General features: G+C 70.5%; 19 protein-coding genes. 10 read left to right on the top strand and 9 right to left on the bottom strand.

Features of this window, described 5'->3' with window-relative positions:
• The first annotated feature begins 112 nt into the window (after positions 1 to 112).
• Positions 113 to 1117, top strand: a complete 1005-nt coding sequence (locus OG194_RS33165) for an LLM class F420-dependent oxidoreductase (RefSeq protein WP_327404440.1) — start codon at positions 113 to 115, stop codon at positions 1115 to 1117.
• Between the two features lie 18 nt (positions 1118 to 1135).
• On the opposite strand, the gene OG194_RS33160 is transcribed toward OG194_RS33165, so the two are convergent.
• Complete coding sequence (locus OG194_RS33160) at positions 1136 to 1708, bottom strand: hypothetical protein (RefSeq protein ID WP_327404439.1); 573 nt, start codon at positions 1706 to 1708, stop codon at positions 1136 to 1138.
• A gap of 128 nt (positions 1709 to 1836) precedes the next feature.
• Here OG194_RS33160 and OG194_RS33155 point away from each other — a divergent pair, with 128 nt between their 5' ends.
• Positions 1837 to 2127 (top strand): hypothetical protein, encoded by a 291-nt coding sequence (locus OG194_RS33155; protein ID WP_327404438.1) that lies wholly within the window; start codon positions 1837 to 1839, stop codon positions 2125 to 2127.
• A gap of 114 nt (positions 2128 to 2241) precedes the next feature.
• Here OG194_RS33155 and OG194_RS33150 read toward each other — a convergent pair whose 3' ends face one another.
• The 3 genes from OG194_RS33150 to OG194_RS33140 are packed head-to-tail and all read right to left on the bottom strand — an operon-like array spanning position 2242 to position 5452.
• Positions 2242 to 3309, bottom strand: a complete 1068-nt coding sequence (locus tag OG194_RS33150) for a prenyltransferase/squalene oxidase repeat-containing protein (protein WP_327404437.1) — start codon at positions 3307 to 3309, stop codon at positions 2242 to 2244.
• The gene (locus tag OG194_RS33145; RefSeq protein WP_327404436.1) at positions 3306 to 4049 is read right to left on the bottom strand and encodes a class I SAM-dependent methyltransferase; all 744 of its coding nucleotides are present in this window, start codon (positions 4047 to 4049) and stop codon (positions 3306 to 3308) included. Before OG194_RS33145 ends, OG194_RS33150 begins: the two co-directional genes overlap by 4 nt.
• Positions 4043 to 5452 (bottom strand): glycosyltransferase family 4 protein, encoded by a 1410-nt coding sequence (locus OG194_RS33140; RefSeq protein ID WP_327404435.1) that lies wholly within the window; start codon positions 5450 to 5452, stop codon positions 4043 to 4045. The genes OG194_RS33145 and OG194_RS33140 overlap by 7 nt, the downstream gene beginning before the upstream one ends.
• A gap of 210 nt (positions 5453 to 5662) precedes the next feature.
• On the opposite strand from OG194_RS33140, the gene OG194_RS33135 reads away from it, so the two are divergent.
• A complete protein-coding gene (locus OG194_RS33135) occupies positions 5663 to 6295 on the top strand; it encodes a TetR family transcriptional regulator (protein ID WP_327404434.1) in 633 nt (210 codons plus the stop codon).
• A gap of 7 nt (positions 6296 to 6302) precedes the next feature.
• Positions 6303 to 6926: a maltokinase N-terminal cap-like domain-containing protein gene (locus tag OG194_RS33130; RefSeq protein WP_327404433.1), complete on the top strand. Its 624-nt coding sequence runs from the start codon at positions 6303 to 6305 to the stop codon at positions 6924 to 6926.
• A 26-nt stretch (positions 6927 to 6952) separates the two neighbouring features.
• Here the strand turns inward: OG194_RS33130 and OG194_RS33125 are convergent, their stop codons facing one another.
• Together OG194_RS33125 and OG194_RS33120 are read right to left on the bottom strand one after the other, a co-directional pair.
• Positions 6953 to 7225: a ferredoxin gene (locus OG194_RS33125; RefSeq protein WP_327404432.1), complete on the bottom strand. Its 273-nt coding sequence runs from the start codon at positions 7223 to 7225 to the stop codon at positions 6953 to 6955.
• A gap of 5 nt (positions 7226 to 7230) precedes the next feature.
• Positions 7231 to 8688 (bottom strand): aldehyde dehydrogenase, encoded by a 1458-nt coding sequence (locus OG194_RS33120; RefSeq protein WP_327404431.1) that lies wholly within the window; start codon positions 8686 to 8688, stop codon positions 7231 to 7233.
• Between the two features lie 125 nt (positions 8689 to 8813).
• Between OG194_RS33120 and OG194_RS33115 the strand changes: the two genes are divergently transcribed.
• Positions 8814 to 9839 carry an MBL fold metallo-hydrolase gene (locus OG194_RS33115; protein WP_327407301.1) on the top strand — a complete coding sequence of 342 codons (1026 nt, stop codon included), beginning with the start codon at positions 8814 to 8816 and terminating at the stop codon, positions 9837 to 9839.
• A gap of 76 nt (positions 9840 to 9915) precedes the next feature.
• Complete coding sequence (locus OG194_RS33110) at positions 9916 to 10362, top strand: nuclear transport factor 2 family protein (protein ID WP_327404430.1); 447 nt, start codon at positions 9916 to 9918, stop codon at positions 10360 to 10362.
• Here OG194_RS33110 and OG194_RS33105 read toward each other — a convergent pair.
• Entirely contained in the window at positions 10356 to 12512 is a 2157-nt protein-coding gene (locus OG194_RS33105) for an ATP-binding protein (protein WP_327404429.1), read from the bottom strand. The two genes, OG194_RS33110 and OG194_RS33105, sit on opposite strands and share 7 nt — an antisense overlap.
• A 185-nt stretch (positions 12513 to 12697) precedes the next feature.
• On the bottom strand, positions 12698 to 13423 hold the full coding sequence (locus OG194_RS33100) for an alpha/beta hydrolase (protein ID WP_327404428.1): 726 nt from the start codon (positions 13421 to 13423) through the stop codon (positions 12698 to 12700).
• A 257-nt stretch (positions 13424 to 13680) separates the two neighbouring features.
• On the opposite strand from OG194_RS33100, the gene OG194_RS33095 reads away from it, so the two are divergent.
• Entirely contained in the window at positions 13681 to 14583 is a 903-nt protein-coding gene (locus OG194_RS33095) for a helix-turn-helix domain-containing protein (RefSeq protein WP_327404427.1), read from the top strand.
• Here OG194_RS33095 and OG194_RS33090 read toward each other — a convergent pair.
• On the bottom strand, positions 14501 to 15196 hold the full coding sequence (locus tag OG194_RS33090; protein WP_327404426.1) for a phosphotransferase: 696 nt from the start codon (positions 15194 to 15196) through the stop codon (positions 14501 to 14503). The genes OG194_RS33095 and OG194_RS33090 overlap by 83 nt on opposite strands.
• Before the next feature lie 364 nt (positions 15197 to 15560).
• On the opposite strand from OG194_RS33090, the gene OG194_RS33085 reads away from it, so the two are divergent.
• From OG194_RS33085 to OG194_RS33075, 3 genes are all read left to right on the top strand, one after another.
• Complete coding sequence (locus OG194_RS33085) at positions 15561 to 15977, top strand: transglycosylase SLT domain-containing protein (RefSeq protein ID WP_327404425.1); 417 nt, start codon at positions 15561 to 15563, stop codon at positions 15975 to 15977.
• A 71-nt stretch (positions 15978 to 16048) separates the two neighbouring features.
• Positions 16049 to 16741: a YoaK family protein gene (locus OG194_RS33080; protein WP_327404424.1), complete on the top strand. Its 693-nt coding sequence runs from the start codon at positions 16049 to 16051 to the stop codon at positions 16739 to 16741.
• A gap of 67 nt (positions 16742 to 16808) precedes the next feature.
• Positions 16809 to 17393 (top strand): TerD family protein, encoded by a 585-nt coding sequence (locus OG194_RS33075; RefSeq protein ID WP_327404423.1) that lies wholly within the window; start codon positions 16809 to 16811, stop codon positions 17391 to 17393.
• The last annotated feature ends 30 nt before the right edge of the window (positions 17394 to 17423 follow it).

The raw sequence follows: 17423 nt of genomic DNA, 5'->3' as shown, positions 1-17423 counted from the left end.
CCCCGCTTCGACCGCGGCCCCTCGCCCTTCCGGGTGGGGGGCCGTTGTCGTACAGTCGCAGCCGTCGATCGGTCGACTGACAGGCCGTCAGTTCTGTTGCTGCGGAGGCGATATGCGGCTCGGTCTCGCACTCGGGTACTGGGGGCGCGGGCCCTCCGCCGACCATGTGCCGCTGGCCCAGGAGGCCGAGCGGCTCGGGTACGACTCCGTGTGGACGGCCGAGTCGTGGGGGTCCGACGCCTTCACTCCCCTCACCTGGATCGCGGCGCAGACCTCAACGATCAAGCTGGGCACGGCCGTTGCGCAGATGGCGGCCCGCTCCCCGACCACCACCGCGATGCACGCGCTCACCCTCGACCATCTCTCCGGCGGGCGCGTGCTGCTCGGGCTCGGGCTGTCGGGGCCGCAGGTGGTGGAGGGGTGGTACGGCCGCCCCTTCCCCAAGTCGCCGCTGACCGCGACCCGGGAGTATGTCGAGGTCGTACGGCAGGTGCTGCGGCGGGAAGCGCCGGTCGAGGTGAACGGGCGGTTCCACGCGCATCCGTACCGGGGCGCGGACGGAACAGGGCTCGGCAAGGCCCTCAAGTCCATTACGCACCCGCTCCGTTCGGACCTGCCGATCCTGCTGGGCGCCGAGGGACCGAAGAACGTGGCGCAGACGGCGGCGATCGCGGACGGCTGGCTGCCGCTGTACTGGTCGCCGAGCCGACCGGAGGTCTACGGAACGACGACCTTCCGTGACACCTTCCTCGTCGCGCCCATGGCGCAGGTGAAGGTCTGCGACGACGTCGCCGAAGGCCTCCTCCCCGTGAAGATGATGCTCGGCTTCTACATCGGCGGGATGGGGCACGCGGCCCGTAACTTCCACGCCGATCTGATGGCGCGCATGGGGTACGAGGAAGAGGCCCGCCGGATACAGGAGTTGTTCCTCGCGGGCCGACGTGAGGAGGCCGTGCTCGCGGTGCCGGACGCGTTCGCCGACGAGATCTCGCTGGTCGGACCGCGTGAACGGATCGCGGAGCGGCTGGAGTTGTGGCGCAAGGGCCCGGTGACGGACCTGCTGGCCCTTGCGCCCGACCCGCACACGCTGCGGGTGCTGGCGGAGCTGAACTCCTAGGAGCCGCTCAACTCACCTTCAGCCGCCTGTCAGTTGGCCTGCCGACGGCACCTTGTCGGTCACCTCGGCGCCGGCGCTCTTACCGGCGTCCTTGACCTTGTTGATGATGTCGTCGAAGGAACCCGCCGTGGCGTCCGTCGAGTCGCCCTTGCGGAGCTTGGACGGCAGGTCCTTGAGGGAGTCGATGCCGGCGCTGAGGGGGGCGACCGCCTTGGCGAGCGTGGGGTCGCCCTTGGCGTTCTTGGTGGCCGCCTTGAGCCGGTTGTACGCGAACGCGCCCGCGAGGCCCGCCTTGACGAGCGCGAACCTGCGTCCGCTCGCGCCCTTCTTGAACTTGCCCGCCTTCCAGGGCTTCACGATCCACTGGTAGGTGGCACCGGCGGCGAGACCCGCGTTCGCGACGAAGCGGGTCTTGGCGAACTTCTGCCGTTCGGCGGAGGTGCTGGGGCTCGGGGTCGCGGCGGCGACGGCCACTACGGCCGCGGTGTCCTGCGTGGCGTCATCGGTGGCGCTGCCGCAGGCCGTGGCACCGGCGAGCAGGGCGCAGCACAAGGTGAGCGCCACGAAGAGGCGCCGTATCGGTACGGGCACGGGGTCCTCCGGGGTGTTCTCCCCGAGTGGGTGTCCTTACCCCGGCAGCCTCACCCGGCCGGGCCACTCGCGCCACCCGGGCGGGACCGTACGGGTTTCATCCCGCCGGAAGCGGCAATCCGCTTGGCATGTCCCCCTACTACCGACGCGGTTCGAATTCGGTCGGCAATGTCATCGTGATCATCGCCGACATCATGGCCCTCATCCTGGCCCTCTGGATTCTGATGTACCTGTTGGACGCCAACCGCGCGAACGACCTCGTGCAGTTCGTCCACCGCTCGGCCAACTGGCTCGCCGGCTGGTCCCGCGACCTGTTCACCTTCAACGAGGCGTGGGCGCGGGTCATCTGCGGCTACGGCCTGGCAGCGGTGGTGTATCTGTTCATCGGCCACGCGATCGCCAACAAGGTTCACCGTTAAGCATCGCCCCCGTGGGGGCTGAGCGCGCAGTTCCCCGCGCCCCTTAAAAGCCTGGCCCCGCTGGTGTTTTTAGGGGCGCGGGGAACTGCGCGACCAGTCCCCACCGGCCCGCGCTCAACAACAATCCGGATCCAGCCCCAACGGCAAATGCTCGGCGCCAAAGACCGCACAGGTCGCGTCATGGCCCCCCAACGCCGCCACCGCAAGCAGCAACGACCCCGCGGTCCACGTGGTCAGCTCCCGAGGCCACACCGCATCGTCATCGAAGACGTACCCGGTCCAGTACAGCCCGCTCTCCGCATCACGCAGATGCTGAATGGACTGGAGAATCTCCAACGCGCGGTCGGACTCGCCCAACACCCAGAGCGCGAGGGCGAGTTCGGCGGACTCACCCCCCGTGACCCACGGGTTGGGAACAACGCACCGCACACCGAGCCCCGGCACGACGAACCGGCTCCAGCCCTCCTCCACCCGGGACTTGGCCTCCACACCGGTCAACGCACCACCCAGCACCGGGTAGTACCAGTCCATCGAGTAACGGCCCTTGTCCAGGAACCGTTCAGGATGCCGACGAATCGCATGCCGTAGCGCCCCGACCGCCAACTCCCAGTCGGGCTGCGGCTCTTCCCGCTCCTCGGCGATCGCAAGGGCGCACCGCAGCGCCTGGTGGATCGAGGACGAACCGGTCAGCAGCGCATCGGCCGTGTCCGTACCGTCGTCCTCCCGCTTCCACCCGATCTGCCCACCCGGCTGCTGAAGCCGCAGCACGAACTCGACCGCAGCGAAGACATTCGGCCACAGCCGGTCCAGGAACGTGTCGTCACCGGTGGCGAGGTAGTGATGCCACACGCCGACGGCGATGTAGGCGACGAAGTTGGTCTCACGCCCCCGGTCGGTGACGTCACCCGGATCCCCGTCGGCGTAGGCCGCGAACCACGACCCGTCCTCGTTCTGGTGCCGGGCGAGCCAGTTGTACGCCCGCTCCGCCGCCTCGTGCTCGCCCGCCGCGTCCAGCGCCATCGCGGCCTCGGTGTGGTCCCACGGGTCGAGGTCATGGCCCCGGAACCACGGGATCGCCCCGTCCTCCCGCTGCACGGCGAGGATGCCGGCGACGGTCGCGGCGGCCTGCTCCGCGGTGAGGACCCCGGGCAGGACGAGGTGTTCTGTCCGGGGAGTGGTCACTTGGCTTCCGCCTCGGCGAGCCCGGGGAGATGCGGCTTGGTCGCGTAGGCCACGAAGCTCTTGCCGATCAGCGGGTTCAGCGCCTGTTCGGCGACCCGGGTGGCGAGTGGTTTCTTCATGATGTCCCAGACCAGGAGCTTGTGGTACGCCTGCACCGGCAGCGCCTTGTCGTTGTCCACGCCGAACGCGCACTTCAGCCACCAGTACGGCGAGTGCAGCCCGTGCGCGTGGTGGGTGCCGTACGGCTTGAGGCCCGCCTCGCGGATCTTGGCGAGGAGTTCGTCCGCCTTGTAGATGCGGATGTGGCCGCCCTCGACCTCGTGGTAGGCGTCGGACAGGGCCCAGCAGATCTTCTCGGGGCCGTAGCGCGGGACGGTGATGGCGATGCGGCCGCCGGGCTTCAAGACCCGGACCATCTCGGCGAGCACTCCCTTGTCGTCCGGGATGTGCTCCATGACCTCGGAGATGATCACGACGTCGAACGACTCGTCCGGGAAGGGGAGTTGGAGCGCGTCGCCCTCCATCGCGGTGGCGGTGGCTCCGGCGGGGGCCTCGCCGGCCTCCTTCATCGCCGCGAACCACTTGGCGACCTCGCGGATCTCCTCGGCGTTCTGGTCGAGGGCGACGACCTGTGCCCCTCGCCGATAACACTCGAACGCGTGCCGCCCGGCACCGCACCCGAGGTCCAGGACTCGGTCGCCAGGGGCGAGCGGGAACCGGGAGAAGTCGACGGTCAGCACGTGGCCCTGCTTTCGGGAGAGACGCCGGTAACACTGGTCGGAGAAGGGGAAGGGGACGGAGCCGCCGAGGGCGACAACCATGCCGGGGCCGCGCTGCCCGTCGGGCCGGCGGCGATCGCGGCGCGGTAGCGGGCCGCCGTGCCCTCCGCCGCCTTCGCCCAGGTGAAGCGGGCCAGGACGCGTTCGCGGCCCGCCGCGCCGAGGCGGCCCCGGAGTGCCGGGTCGGCCAGGAGTCGGCTCAAGCCAGAGGCCAGCGCGCCCGGGTCCCCCGGCGGTACCGCCAGGCAGGTCTCGCCGTCGCGTCCGGCGACCTCCGGGATGGCTCCGCCCGTCGTGGCGACGAGGGGCGTACCCGTGGCCATCGCCTCCGCCGCCGGGAGCGAGAAGCCCTCGTACAGCGAGGGCACGCAGGCGACCTCCGCCGAGCGGACCAGGTCGACGAGTTCGGCGTCGGAGATGCCCTTGACGAAGTCGACGGCGCCGTCGAGGCCGTAGCGCTCGACGGCCTGGGCGACCGGGCCCTCGGTGGGGCGTTTGCCGACGACGATCAGGTGGGCGTCGGGGTGTTCGGTGCGGACCTTCGCGAGGGCCTCGACGAGGAAGACGAGGCCCTTGAGGGGGACGTCCGCGCTGGACGTGGTGACGATCCGGCCCGGTACCTGGGGTACGGCGGGGTTCGGGGAGAACAGGTCGGTGTCGGCGCCGATGTGGACGACGTGGATGCGGTCGTCGCGGACGCCGAGGTGGTCGATGATCTCCTGGCGCGAGGTGCCGGAGACGGTGAGCACGGAGGGCAGGCGGCGGGCGACCCGCTTCTGCATCTGTGTGAAGGAGTACCAGCGGCGCTTGGACATGCGCTGGCGCCAGTTCTCGGCCGCGTCCAGCTCCAACTGCCGGTCCACGGTGATGGGGTGGTGGATCGTGGTGACGAGCGGGGCGCCGACGTCCCCCAACAACCCGTACCCCAGCGTCTGGTTGTCGTGCACGATGTCGAACTCGCCGCGCCGGGCCCGGAGATGGCGGCGGGCGCGGAGCGAGAACGTGATGGGCTCGGGGAAGCCGCCGGTCCACATCGTCGCGACTTCGAGGGCGTCGATCCAGTCCCGGTACTCGTCGCGCTTCGGGGTGCGGAAGGGGTCCGGGGAGCGGTAGAGGTCGAGCGAGGGCAGCTCGGTCAGGGAGATGCCGTCGTAGCCCTCGTCGAGGACGGGGTACGGCTGCGAGCCGATGACCTCGACGCGGTGCCCGAGGCGGGCCAGTTCGCGGGAGAGGTGGCGGACGTAGACGCCCTGCCCCCCGCAGAACGGGTTCCCTTTATAGGTGAGGAGTGCGATACGGAGCGGTCGCTCGCCGTCGGCTGCCAGGTCCTCCTGGGGACCCGCCTGACTGGCCTCAGCGGTCACTCTGAGCCCCCTTCTGCCTGCACTGTCCCGCGAGATTACGCCGGGACGCTAATCTAGAACAAGTTTCAGACTTGATCGTCCAGGAGGTTCTGAATCTACCGGCCGGTACGGGCGCTGTGAGAAGTGGATCAGGTGATTCACACCACGGCCGACGCCCTGCCATGATCGGTGTGATCACCCGCCCTCACCGACAGTCACGGATCGGGAGCCATGTCAGCGCAAGCCAAGCCCGAAGCCACTGCGCGGACCTCGCCGCCCCTCACCGAGCGGCAGGAGGCCCGTCGGCGCCGCATCCTGCACGCGAGCGCCCAGCTGGCCAGCCGGGGCGGTTTCGACGCGGTGCAGATGCGGGAGGTCGCGGAGTCCTCGCAGGTCGCGCTCGGCACGCTGTACCGGTACTTCCCGTCCAAGGTGCATCTGCTGGTCGCCACGATGCAGGACCAGTTGGAACACATGCACGGCACGCTCCGCAAGAAGCCGCCGGGCGGTGACACGGCTGCCGAGCGGGTCGCGGAGACGTTGATGCGGGCCTTCCGCGCGCTCCAGCGCGAGCCGCACCTCGCCGACGCGATGGTCCGCGCGCTGACCTTCGCGGACCGCAGCGTCTCCCCCGAGGTCGACCAGGTCTCCCGCCAGACCACGGTGATCATCCTGGACGCGATGGGCCTCGAACACCCCACGCCCGAGCAGCTGTCGGCGGTCCGGGTCATCGAGCACACCTGGCACTCGGCGTTGATCACCTGGCTCTCGGGCCGCGCGTCCATCGCCCAGGTGAAGATCGACATCGAGACGGTCTGCCGATTGATCGATCTGACTGAGCCGGACGGGGCCGGGGACCGATAATCCCCCCATGGCTGTCATCCACCAGACCTACGTCAAGCCCACCAAACTCGAACTCCTCACCCCCTGGCTGCCCACCCGCGCCTGGTATCACGGCCCCGCCGAACCGGAGTTGGTGAAGTCCGGCGGCTTCCGCCTCGACGACCCCGAAGGCGAGGTCGGCATCGAGTTCATGGTCGTCACCGACGGCCCGGGCGCCTACCTCGTACCGCTCACCTACCGGGCCGCCCCGCTCCCCGGCGCCGAACACGCCCTCGTCGGCACGATGGAGCACGGCGTGCTCGGTCCGCGCTGGGTCTACGACGGCTGCCACGACCCGGTGCTGACCGCCGGGTTGACGGCGTTCGTCGAGGGCCGGGTGGAGGCGCAGGCGCAGAGCGTCTCCCACACCCTGGACCGCGAGGTCGCCCGCTCCTGGACCGGTACGGCACCCGTCCCCGCCCTGGGCGCCCCGACCGACACCGCCGAGACCACCGAGTTCGCCGTACCGGACGGCCCGACCCTACGGCTGCACCGAGTACTGACCCCCGGCTCCACACCCCCCGAGGACACGATCGGCCAGATCACCGGCGCCTGGACACAGGCCGACGGCACCCGGGTCCGAGCGCTGTTCGCCACGCTCCAGCCCGGCTAGTCCGCCCAGCCCTGAACCAGGGCGAGTTACTCCTCCGGCGGGAACACCGGCTCCCCGCTCCCCAGCAACGTGATCATGATGGCCTCCACCGGGCACCCCTCCGCCGCCGCGATGATCCTCTCGTTGGCGTCGGTCTCCGGTTCGGCGGGGTGGGACTGCATGGCCGCGTCGAGGTGGAAGCGGCCGGGGGCCTGGTGGGTGCACTGGGCCGAGCCGATGCAGATGGAGCGGTCGACCTCTACCTGCCAGCGGTCGCCCGCCCCCACGCTCGAATACGCTCGCGCGGGAGGTACCCCCATCCCGGTCACCCCTCCCAGCCGGCCGGGAGGTGGATCATCTTGTGTTCGAGGAACTCGGAGAAGCCCTCGGGTCCGAACTCCCGTCCCAGGCCGCTGTTCTTGTAGCCGCCGAAGGGGCCGAGCATGTCGAGGCTGAAGGTGTTGACGTTGTAGGTGCCGGTGCGGACCTGGCGGGCGATGTCGATGCCGTGGGCCACGTCTCCCGTCCAGACGCTGCCGCTCAGGCCGTAGTCGGAGTCGTTCGCGATCTTCACGGCCTCGGTCTCGTCGCCGTACGGGAGGAGGCAGATGACCGGGCCGAAGATCTCCTCGCGGGCGATGCGCATGGAGTTGTCGACGTCTCCGAAGAGGGTCGGTTCGACGTACCAGCCGTGGTCCAGGCCGGGTGGACGGCCGCCGCCCGTAAGGATTTTGGCGCCTTCCTCCTGGCCTATGCGGATGTAGTCGAGGTTCCGTTGTTGTTGGCGCTTGGTGACCAGCGGGCCTACCTGGGTGGCCGGGTCGAGCGGGTCGCCGACGACGAGGGTGCTCGCCGCCGCCGCGAACGCGTCCGCGAACTCGTCGTAGCGCGAGCGCGGTACGAGGATGCGGGTCTGGGCGACGCACGCCTGGCCGTTGTTCATCCAGGCGGACGAGACGATGCCGGGGACGGCGGTGGTGATGTCCGCGTCGGGCAGGACGATCGCCGCCGACTTGCCGCCCAACTCCAGTGTCACGCGGGTGAGATGGCGGGCCGCGACCTCCATCACGCGCTTGCCGGCCGGGACCGAACCGGTGAAGGAGACCTTGTCGATGCCGGGGTGTCCGACGAGGTACTCACTGACCTCGCGGTCGGCCGGGAGGATGGACAGGACGCCGTCCGGGAGGCCCGCCTCCTTCGCTATCTCACCCAACAGGTAGGCGTCCAGGGGCGATTCGGGCGACGGCTTGAGGATCGCCGTGCAGCCGGTGAGCAGCGCCGGGGCGAGTTTGGCGGCCGCCACGAACTGCGGGACGTTCCACGGGACTACGGCCGCGACCACCCCAACTGGCTCCCGGCGGACGAGGATCTTGCCGAGGACTCCGTCGCGCAGCTCCTCGTAGGTGAAGCCCTTCGCGACGGTGATCGCCGCGTCCCAGACCATCATCGCGCCGAGGGCCTGTCCGAGGATGCTCCAGGAGTACGGCGACCCGTTCTCTGAGGAGATGACGCGGCCGATCTCCTCGTACCGGGCGGCGATCGCGTCCTTGATGCGGGTGACGACCGCGATCCGTTCGTCGAGGGTCGTGCGGGGCCAGGGCCCTTCGTCGAAGGCCCTGCGGGCCACGGCTACCGCCCGGTCCACGTCCTCCCTCGACGCGTGCGGGACGCGTCCGATGACCTCCTCGCTGTGCGGGGAGATCACCTCGATGACGTCCTTGCCCAGGGGGTCGGTCAACTCCCCGCCGATGAACAGCTGTCGGTGTTCCACGAGCTCTGTCATGGCCGAACGCCTCCCCGGTACCGCTGTCTGACGATCCATCAGATACGAAGACTGAATACCAGTTCCGGTCGATGGAGTCCACGTATAGTGGCCGGAAGGCGGCGATTGGGGAGTCCATGACGTCCATGGGGCAGGTCCACGACCACGGCGGCGGCGTTCGCTCCATCGAAGTCCCCATCCCCGACAACCCGTTGGGGACCACCCTCGTCTACGTCGTCGACACCGACCGCGGACCGGTCCTGGTCGACACGGGCTGGGACGACCCGGCCTCGTGGGACACCCTGGTCGCGGGCCTGGCGGCCTGCGGGACGTCCGTCGACGAGGTCCACGGCGTGGTCATCACCCACCACCACCCCGACCACCACGGCCTGTCCGGGCAGGTGCGCGAGGCGTCCGGGGCGTGGCTCGCGATGCACGCGGCGGACACGGCGATCGTACGGCGGGCCCGTTCGACCCAACCGGGGCGCTGGCTGGCGTACATGACGGCGAAGCTCACGGCGGCCGGTGCCCCCGAGGAGCACCTCGCACCCCTGCGTGCCGCACGCCCGCGCAGTGTGCCGGGACTCGCGCCCGCCCTCCCCGACCGGGAGATCGTCCCCGGCGAACTCCTCGACCTGGCCGGGCGACGGCTGCGCGCGATCTGGACCCCGGGCCACACCCCAGGCCACGTCTGCCTGCACCTGGAGGAGGACCACCCGGCCCAACTCCCGGGCCACGGACGCCTGTTCTCCGGCGATCATCTGCTCCCGGAGATCACCCCGCACATCGGCCTGTACGAGGACCCGAACGACGACACACTCCCCGATCCGCTCGGCGACTACCTCGACTCGCTGGAGCGGATCGGCCGGCTGGCCCCGGCGGAGGTGCTTCCGGCCCACCAGCACACGTTCACCGACGCGGCCGGTCGCGTAAGGGAGTTGCTCGCCCACCACGAGGACCGCCTGGCCGACCTCCTCTCCCTCCTCTCCGAACCGCTCACGCCCTGGCAGGTCGCCGAGCGGATGGAGTGGAACCGGCCCTGGGCCCAAATCCCGTACCAGTCACGGAACATCGCGGTCTCGGAGGCCGAGGCGCACCTCCGCCGACTGGTCAAACTGGGCCAGGCGGAGGAGCGGACGGGGAGCGAACCGGTGACGTACGTGGCGGTGTAGTCCGGTCACGGACGCCATTCCGGCGCGGGCATAAATCGGTCGTGGGGCGAGGGGTGCGGCTGGTACCAACGACCGCATGGACCTTGACCCTTTGCAACGCCTTCTCGCCGAACGTGCCTGTGAGCGCGTCATCCTGGACTTCGTCCGCCGCCTCGATCTCGGTGACCCGGCCTCCGTCGCCGGGCTGTTCACGGAGGACGGCCGCTGGGAGTGGCCGGAGGGGGACAGAGCGGTCGAGGGGCGGGAGGCGCTGCGGAAGTACTTCGGCGCACGCCCCGCCGGTCGGCTGTCGCGCCGCCTGATGTCGAACGTCCTGGTCACCCTCACCTCCCCCGGCACGGCGATCTCGACCGCGTACTTCACGACGTACCGCGTCGACGGCCATCACGGCGGCATGGTCCCCGCCGGCCCCCCGGTCCAGGTCGGGCACTACGAGGACAACTTCCGCCAGGTGGACGGGACTTGGCTGATCGACACCCGGACCCTGTTCCTGCCGTTCGGCGGCCCCACCCCACGTCACTGACCAGCTGAACGACTGCTCGCGTACGCGATCCCCTCGTCGTACGACATCGCCAGGCCCTCCCGGTATCCCGTCCCGTAGGCGTCGTCGCCGAGGTGTTCGCGGACGCGGAGTTCGCAGGTGCGGCGGGTGGCGATGAGGTCCGGGGAGTCCATCTGGGCGCGGCCGGTCAGTTCCCAGAGCCGGGTGCCGATGCCGAGGAGGCGGGCGGCGCGGTGGGCGGCGCCGGTCGCGACGACGGCGGCGGCCAGGAGGTCGAGGGACATGGCCGCGCCGGCCGTGTTGTGCAGCAGGGCGTGGCCCGCGATCGAGGTGCGGGCGCCGTGCACCGCGGCCGGTATGTCACCGCGCCCCAGGTCCGCCTGGGCGATCAGGTAGTCGGCGTAGGCCCCGCACCAGTACTCGCCCTGCTTCCGGCTGGCCGTGCGCACCTCGTCGGCGACCTCGCGGCCCCGCCCGTACTCGCCGCGCAGGACGAGCGCGAGGGAGAGCGCGAGCCGGACCTGGAGCTGGGCGGCTCCGAACGCGTCGTCCTGGATCGGGAGTTGGGGTGCGGCGGCGAGGACGTCGATCGCCTCGGCGAGGCGGCTGGTGAGGGCCAGTTGACCGCCCCGCACGTACACGGCGGCGACCATCGCGACCCGGGAACCCTGTTCGCGGGCCGCGTCGGCGCAGCGGACCGCCCAGTTGGCCGCCGCCTCCTGGTCGCCCTGGAGGATGGCGACGGCGCCGCGCGACCACAGGGCGAGGGTGCGGCCGTGGCCGGGCGGCGGGTCGGCGGCGAGGGCCTGGTCCAGGCAGGCCTGGGCCTCGCGGAGGTAGCCGCAGTGTCGCCACAGGAACCCGACATGGCCCGCCATCTCCACGGCCGCCGTACGGTCCGGTTCGGCGAGCGCGCTCTCGACCGCCGCCCGGAAGTCGGCGTGTTCGCTCAGCACCCGCTCGCACCAGGCGACCTGCCGCCCGGTGTTCCACTCGGCGCAGCCCTGATGGGCGAGGCGGGCGTAGTGCTCGCGGTGGCGTCGCCGTACGGCACGTTCCTCACCCAGCGCGTACAGCCAGTCGGTGCCGTACTCGCGGACGGTGTCGAGCATCCGGTAGCGGGCCGAGATGACGGGGTCGGGCAGCACGATGGACTGCGCGACGAGCCGGGCGAGCAGCCCGGGAATCCGCTCCGGGGCCAACGGCCCGCCCGCGCACACCTGTTGGGCGGTCTCCGCGCAGAACCCGCCGGTGAAGACGGAGAGCCGGGCCCACAGCAGGCGTTCGAGCGGGGCGCAGAGTTCGTGGCTCCAGCCGATGGCGGTGCGCAACGTCTGGTGGCGGGGCGGGCGTTCACCGGGGGCGGAGGTCAACAGGTCCAGGGTCGACGGCAGATCGGAGGGCGAGGGCAGGCGTTCGCCGAGCCGGGCGTGGAGTTGGTCGAGGGTGAGGTCGGCGAGGCGGGCGGCGGCGAGTTCGAGGGCGAGGGGGATGCCGTCGAGGCGACGGCAGACGGCGGCGGCGATGGCACGGCCGGCCACGTCGTCCTCGCTCAACGGCCGCCCGGCGTCGGCGGCGCGCTCGGCGAACAGGGCCACGGCGTCACCGGCGGCGGCACTCTCGCCGGTACCGTCACCGATGCCGCCGTCCACGGGGAGCGGTTCGAGGTAGAGGACCTCCTCGCCGGGCAGGGCGAGCCGTTCGCGGCTGGTGACGAGGATGCGCAGCTCGGGCGCGCGGGCCAGCAGCGCGGCGGCGACCTTGGCGCAGTCGGCGAGGAGGTGCTCGCAGGAGTCGAGGACGAGCAACAGCCTTTTGCCGTGCGCCCATTCGGCGATGACGTCGATCACCGGACGGGTGGACTGGTCGGCGAGCCGGAGGGTCTCCATGACCGCGAGGTCGACGAGTCCGGGGGTGTGCAGGGGGGACAGCTCGGTCAGCCACACACCGTCGGGGTAGGCGTCCTTGACCCCCGCCGCCGCGCGCAGGGCGAGCCGGGTCTTGCCGACCCCGCCCACCCCGACCACACTCACCAACCGGCCCGCCTGCCCGGAGCCCGGGTCCAACAAGGCCTGAAGCAGGGCGAGTTCGTCGCGCCGCCCGACGAAACTATGGGTCTCGGGCGGCAGATTCCCGAGGTTCCCGGGGTTCGGGTGAGTCGTGTCCGGCACGAGGCCCAGTGTGTCCGTACGCCACCGACTCCACGCGCGTGTCCCGGAACGCGGTCCACGGCTGCCCGAAACAGGCGCAACACCGCCAAAACGGCCGTACTTTATGACCGCTTGCAGCCCCATTTGGACGCGAGGTGATCGAAGGCTGATCAACTCCCGGTTGGCGCAGCGCCCCCTCGTCCGGTTCAGCCCAACTTGAGAAGCAGCTCGGCGAGTTCGGTCGGCTTGGTGATCATGCAGTCGTGGCCGGTCTCCAGTTCCCACACCTGGGCCGGGGTGCCGTTGGGCTGGGTCGCGGGGACGGGTCGCCGCTCGAAGCCTTCCGGTTCGCTGCCCACGCAGTGGATGTGGGTGCGGGGGATCGCGTTCGCGGCGGGGTTGTCCAGCCGTACGGGTTGCTGGAGGCACAGCGCCGGCTGGTCCGAGATGATCGTGCGCAGCCAGGCCACGTCCGCCGGATCGGTGACCCCGAACAGGCCACCGGGCGGCGGGAGTTCGGGCAGCGGCGGAATCCGCCAGGGGGTGTCGGACTGCGCGGCCAGGTCGATCAGGACCTGGGTCACGGGCAGCAGGTCGGTCGCGCGCTCGCCGTCCACCGGGACCATCGCGTCGAGGTAGACGAGTTGGGCGATCCGGTCCGGGAGCGTGTTGGCCACGCCGGAGACGACCAGCCCGGCGTAGCTGTGCCCCACGAGGACCACGTCCGTGAGGTCCTCCTCGGTGATCAGCCCGACGACGTCGTCGACGTGGGTGTCGAGGCCGACCTCGGGGCCGAGCAGGTGCGCCTTGTCGCCGTACCCGGTGAGGGACGGGGCGAGCACCCGGTGTCCGGCAGCCGTCAGCAGCGGGACCACCCGGTCCCAGGCCTGCCCGCTGTGCCAGGCGCCGTGTACCAGCAGATAGGTAGACATGACTGTGCTCCTTGGTGAGGTGACGGGGGTTACCGAGCCGGGGCGGCCGGCGCGCCGATCGGCACGCACTCGGCCGACTGCGCACTGATCAGCACGCACCCGACCGGCCATCCAGCGGCCATTGGCGTGGCCACCGAGCGGCCACCGACCGGCCGACGCCAACGCTGCCGCCCACCCCACCCCCCAACCAGTGCCCCGCCGACCCTGGGGGTGACAGGACCAGGCACGCGTCCCGCCTGCCGCTTTACAGTGAGGAGATGGCCGACGAACCGAACCCGCTGGGCGAGTACGTCCGCGCCCGCCGCGAACTCGTCACCCCCGAACAGGCGGGCATCCCCGCCTTCGGGGTCCGCCGCGTGCCCGGCCTGCGCCGCGAAGAGGTCGCGATGCTCGCCGGCATCAGCGCCGACTACTACCTGCGCCTGGAACAGGGCCGCGACCGCAACCCCTCCGTACAGGTCCTGGAGTCCATAGCCCGCGTGCTGCGACTCGACGACGACGCGACAGCCCACCTCCTGCGCCTCGGCGCCGCCAAGCCCCGCCGACACCGCACCAGGCCCCGCCCCCGCAAGGAAACCGTCCCCCCGGGCATCACCAAGCTCATCGCCACGCTCCCCCTCCCCGCACTCGTGGAGGGCCGCTACTTCGACGTCCTGGCCGCCAACTCCCTCGCGACCGCGCTCTCCCCGCGCTTCGCCGCAGGGGCCAATCGGCTACGGTCGCTGTTCCTCGACCCCGCCGAGCAGGCCCTGTACCCGTACTGGGAGAGCGCCGCCGGAGGCATGGTCGCCGGTTTCCGCGAGTCCGTCGGTACTGACACCGACGACCCCCGTTTCATCGAGTTGGTCGGTGAACTCTCCCTGGCCAGCCCCCTGTTCAGCCATCTCTGGGCCCGCCACGACGTCCTGGCCTGCGAAGCCGCCCCCAAGCACCTCGCCCACCCCCAGGTCGGCGGCCTCCAACTCAACCGCGAACGCCTGAGCATCGACGGCGCCCCGGGCCAGACCCTCGTCGTCTACCACCCGGACCCCGGCACCGACGCGGCGGACAAGCTCGCCCTCCTGGCCTCCTCCATCGCTACGGCAGAAGCGCGACCGACCGCACCAACTCCTCCGCGACACCCAGCAGTTCGACCTCACGCGCAGTCATCGTCGGATTGACCGCCCGCCTCCTCCGCGCCTCGGCCAACCCCTCCCCCGTGAGCCCGGAGGGATCCGCGAGCAGCGAGACGAGCAACGCGCGCGCCGGTTCGGCGACCGGCTGGTCGTCGTCCACGGCGACCTGGGCGAGGATGATCGCGGAGAGCCCCCAGTCCAGCCCGGGGTCACCGTCCTCCGCCGTACCCCAGTCGATGACGCGGGGCCCGTCCGGGGTGAGGATCACGTTCTCCGGGTGCAGGTCGAGGTGCAGCACCCGGGTTCCGGGCCGCCGACCGGGGATCGCGTGCAACCGCCGCAGCAGGGAAGCGAGCACGGTCCCCGCCTCCACCGCGTCGATCGCGCCCGTGACGAGTGCCTCCACCATGGTGGGCCCGGTCAGCCGCTCCATCACGAGATCGGTACGCGAGGTGCGTGAGGCGCCCGAGCCCTCCGTGCGCACCCGGGGCACGGGATAGCCGTGGGCCCGCACGTGTTCCATCACCGCGCCCTCGGCCGCCACGTCCCCCCAGTCCTCCCGATTGCGGCGCAGCACCCACGCCTCGTCTATCTCGTACACGTCCGCGGTACGGCCGGAGCCGATCAGCTTCCCCGTCGCGTTCCCCCTGGCCGGCATGGCCAGAAATCTAACCCCTGCGTGAGGCGGCGCGCACCGGCCGTGACAGAGGTGGTGAAGCGGCCCACATGACCCATGTCACGAACTACTTGGATTAGTAGTGTTTAGGGGTGTCATGTACGCGTCCCAAACACCCTCTGACCTGGGGTTTGAGAGCCAGGTCACACAGTTCACCTTTCACCCACATGCGACCACAACTAGTAAAAGGGGTCTTTGCGGACACGGATCGAGAGTGTTTCTCTGGAGCAGTCGCACGGCGCCGACGAGTCCTCACGGGCCTCGGCGCCGACGCATTGCCCCCGCCGCGCACCGCGTGACACCGGCAGGCGTACGACGCCTCTGTCCCCGAAGAAACAGGTTCTCCGTGTCCGTCTCCCGCATCGTCGCTCGCATCGCCTCCCCGAAGAAGGCCCTGACCGCCGCCGCTCTGGCCGCCGCCACCACCGGTCTCGTGCTGACCTCGGCTCCCGCCCAGGCCGCGACGACCTCCGCCTCCTCCGCTCAGTCGGTCGCGCACAAGATGATCCCGAGCGCCGCGCAGTACAACGCGTTCAGCAAGATCGTCGAGCACGAGAGCGGCTGGAACGTCACCGCCACGAACTCCTCCTCCGGCGCCTACGGCCTGGTCCAGGCCCTCCCGGGCTCGAAGATGGCCTCGGCCGGCTCCGACTGGAAGACCAACGCCGCCACCCAGATCAAGTGGGGCCTGGACTACATGAACTCCCGCTACGGCAGCCCCACGGCCGCCTGGAGCTTCTGGCAGTCCAACGGCTGGTACTGATCACCGGCTCCACACACGCACCACACAGCGGCGGTCCCCGGCACACCGGGGGCCGCCGCTACATTGCGTTCATGGCCGAGAACACACCATCCAAGTCCTACGACCGTGAAGCGCGCGGAGTGCGGCTGGTGGCCGTGCTGCTGGGGCTGACCGTGGTCAGCGGGCTCATCGACGCCGTCAGCTATCTGGGCCTCGGGCATGTCTTCGTCGCGAACATGACCGGCAATGTGGTGGTCCTGGGCTTCGCCGCCGCCGGGGCGCCCGGGTTCTCGGTGCTCCACAACCTCACCTCCCTCGGCGCCTTCCTCGTGGGCGTGGTGGCCGGGGGCCGGATCTCGGTGCGGATGGACACCGGGTCGCGGCGCACCTGGGCCCGGGTGAGTCTCGGCGCGGAGGCGGTGCTGGTGGGTGTGGCGGCCGTCATCGCCTTCGCCGCGCCGGGGAACCATGCCACCACCTACCCCCTCATCGCCCTCACCGCCTTCGCGATGGGACTGCGCAACGCGGCGGTCCGCACGCTCAAGGTCGCCGACATCTCGACCACCACGGTCCTGACGTCGACCCTGACCGCGCTGGTCGCCGACTCGGTCGCGGGCAACGGCTGGGGCCCCGGTTCGCTCCGCCGCGGCCTGGCGGTCGTCGGCATGGTCGCGGGCGCGGTCCTCGGCGCCTGGCTCACGCTGCACCACGGCCTGCGCTACCCGCTCCTGCTCGCGGCCCTGGCCGCCGGGTTGTTCGCTATGACCGCATCCGGACGGGAGTAGCCCAAAGCCCGGTAAAGAAGGCAGAATTCGTGCGTCTGAGTCCCACGATCAAAAGGATCGATCACGCATGATCACGCTCACGAAGGAAGACGGTCCGGCGGATCTGGACGGAGTGACCCATCTGGAGATCGGGGCGTCCTGGGACCCGACCGTCGGCAGCAGCGGCGGCTTCATCGGGAAGCTGCGCCAGAAGGCAGGTACGGACCTCGATCTCATCGCCATCGCGATGCAGGGTCAGGACCCGGTGCGGCTCGCGGGGCTCGACTCCGTGGACCCGCTGGGCAACGGCTCGTTGGTGCACAGCGGCGACAACCAGACCGGCAAGGGCGAGGGCGACGACGAGACGGTGACCGTCGACCTCGCGCGGATACCCGGCAACATCACGTCGATCGTGTTCGTGGCCGCCGCCTACAAGAAGGGCAGTTCCTTCCAGAAGGCACGCAACATCGCCTTCAAGGTCTACGACGCCACGGGCGGCAGCACCCAGCAGGTCGCCGAGATCTGGCCCAACCTGCTCAGCGACCACAACAGCTGCGCGGTCGCCAAGGCGGTCCGGGAGGGCGGGAGTTGGAAGCTCCAGGTCATCAACGAGACCGGCAAGATCAAGCAGGGTGACGAGCGGGAGCTGATGAAGTTCGCCGTACGGAAGTAGGCGACAGCCTTGCGGACATGAGCAGGGGAC

It is taken from the genome of Streptomyces sp. NBC_01288, from assembly GCF_035982055.1.
Lineage (GTDB): Bacteria > Actinomycetota > Actinomycetes > Streptomycetales > Streptomycetaceae > Streptomyces.
This window is presented reverse-complemented; position numbering and strand designations above follow the sequence as displayed.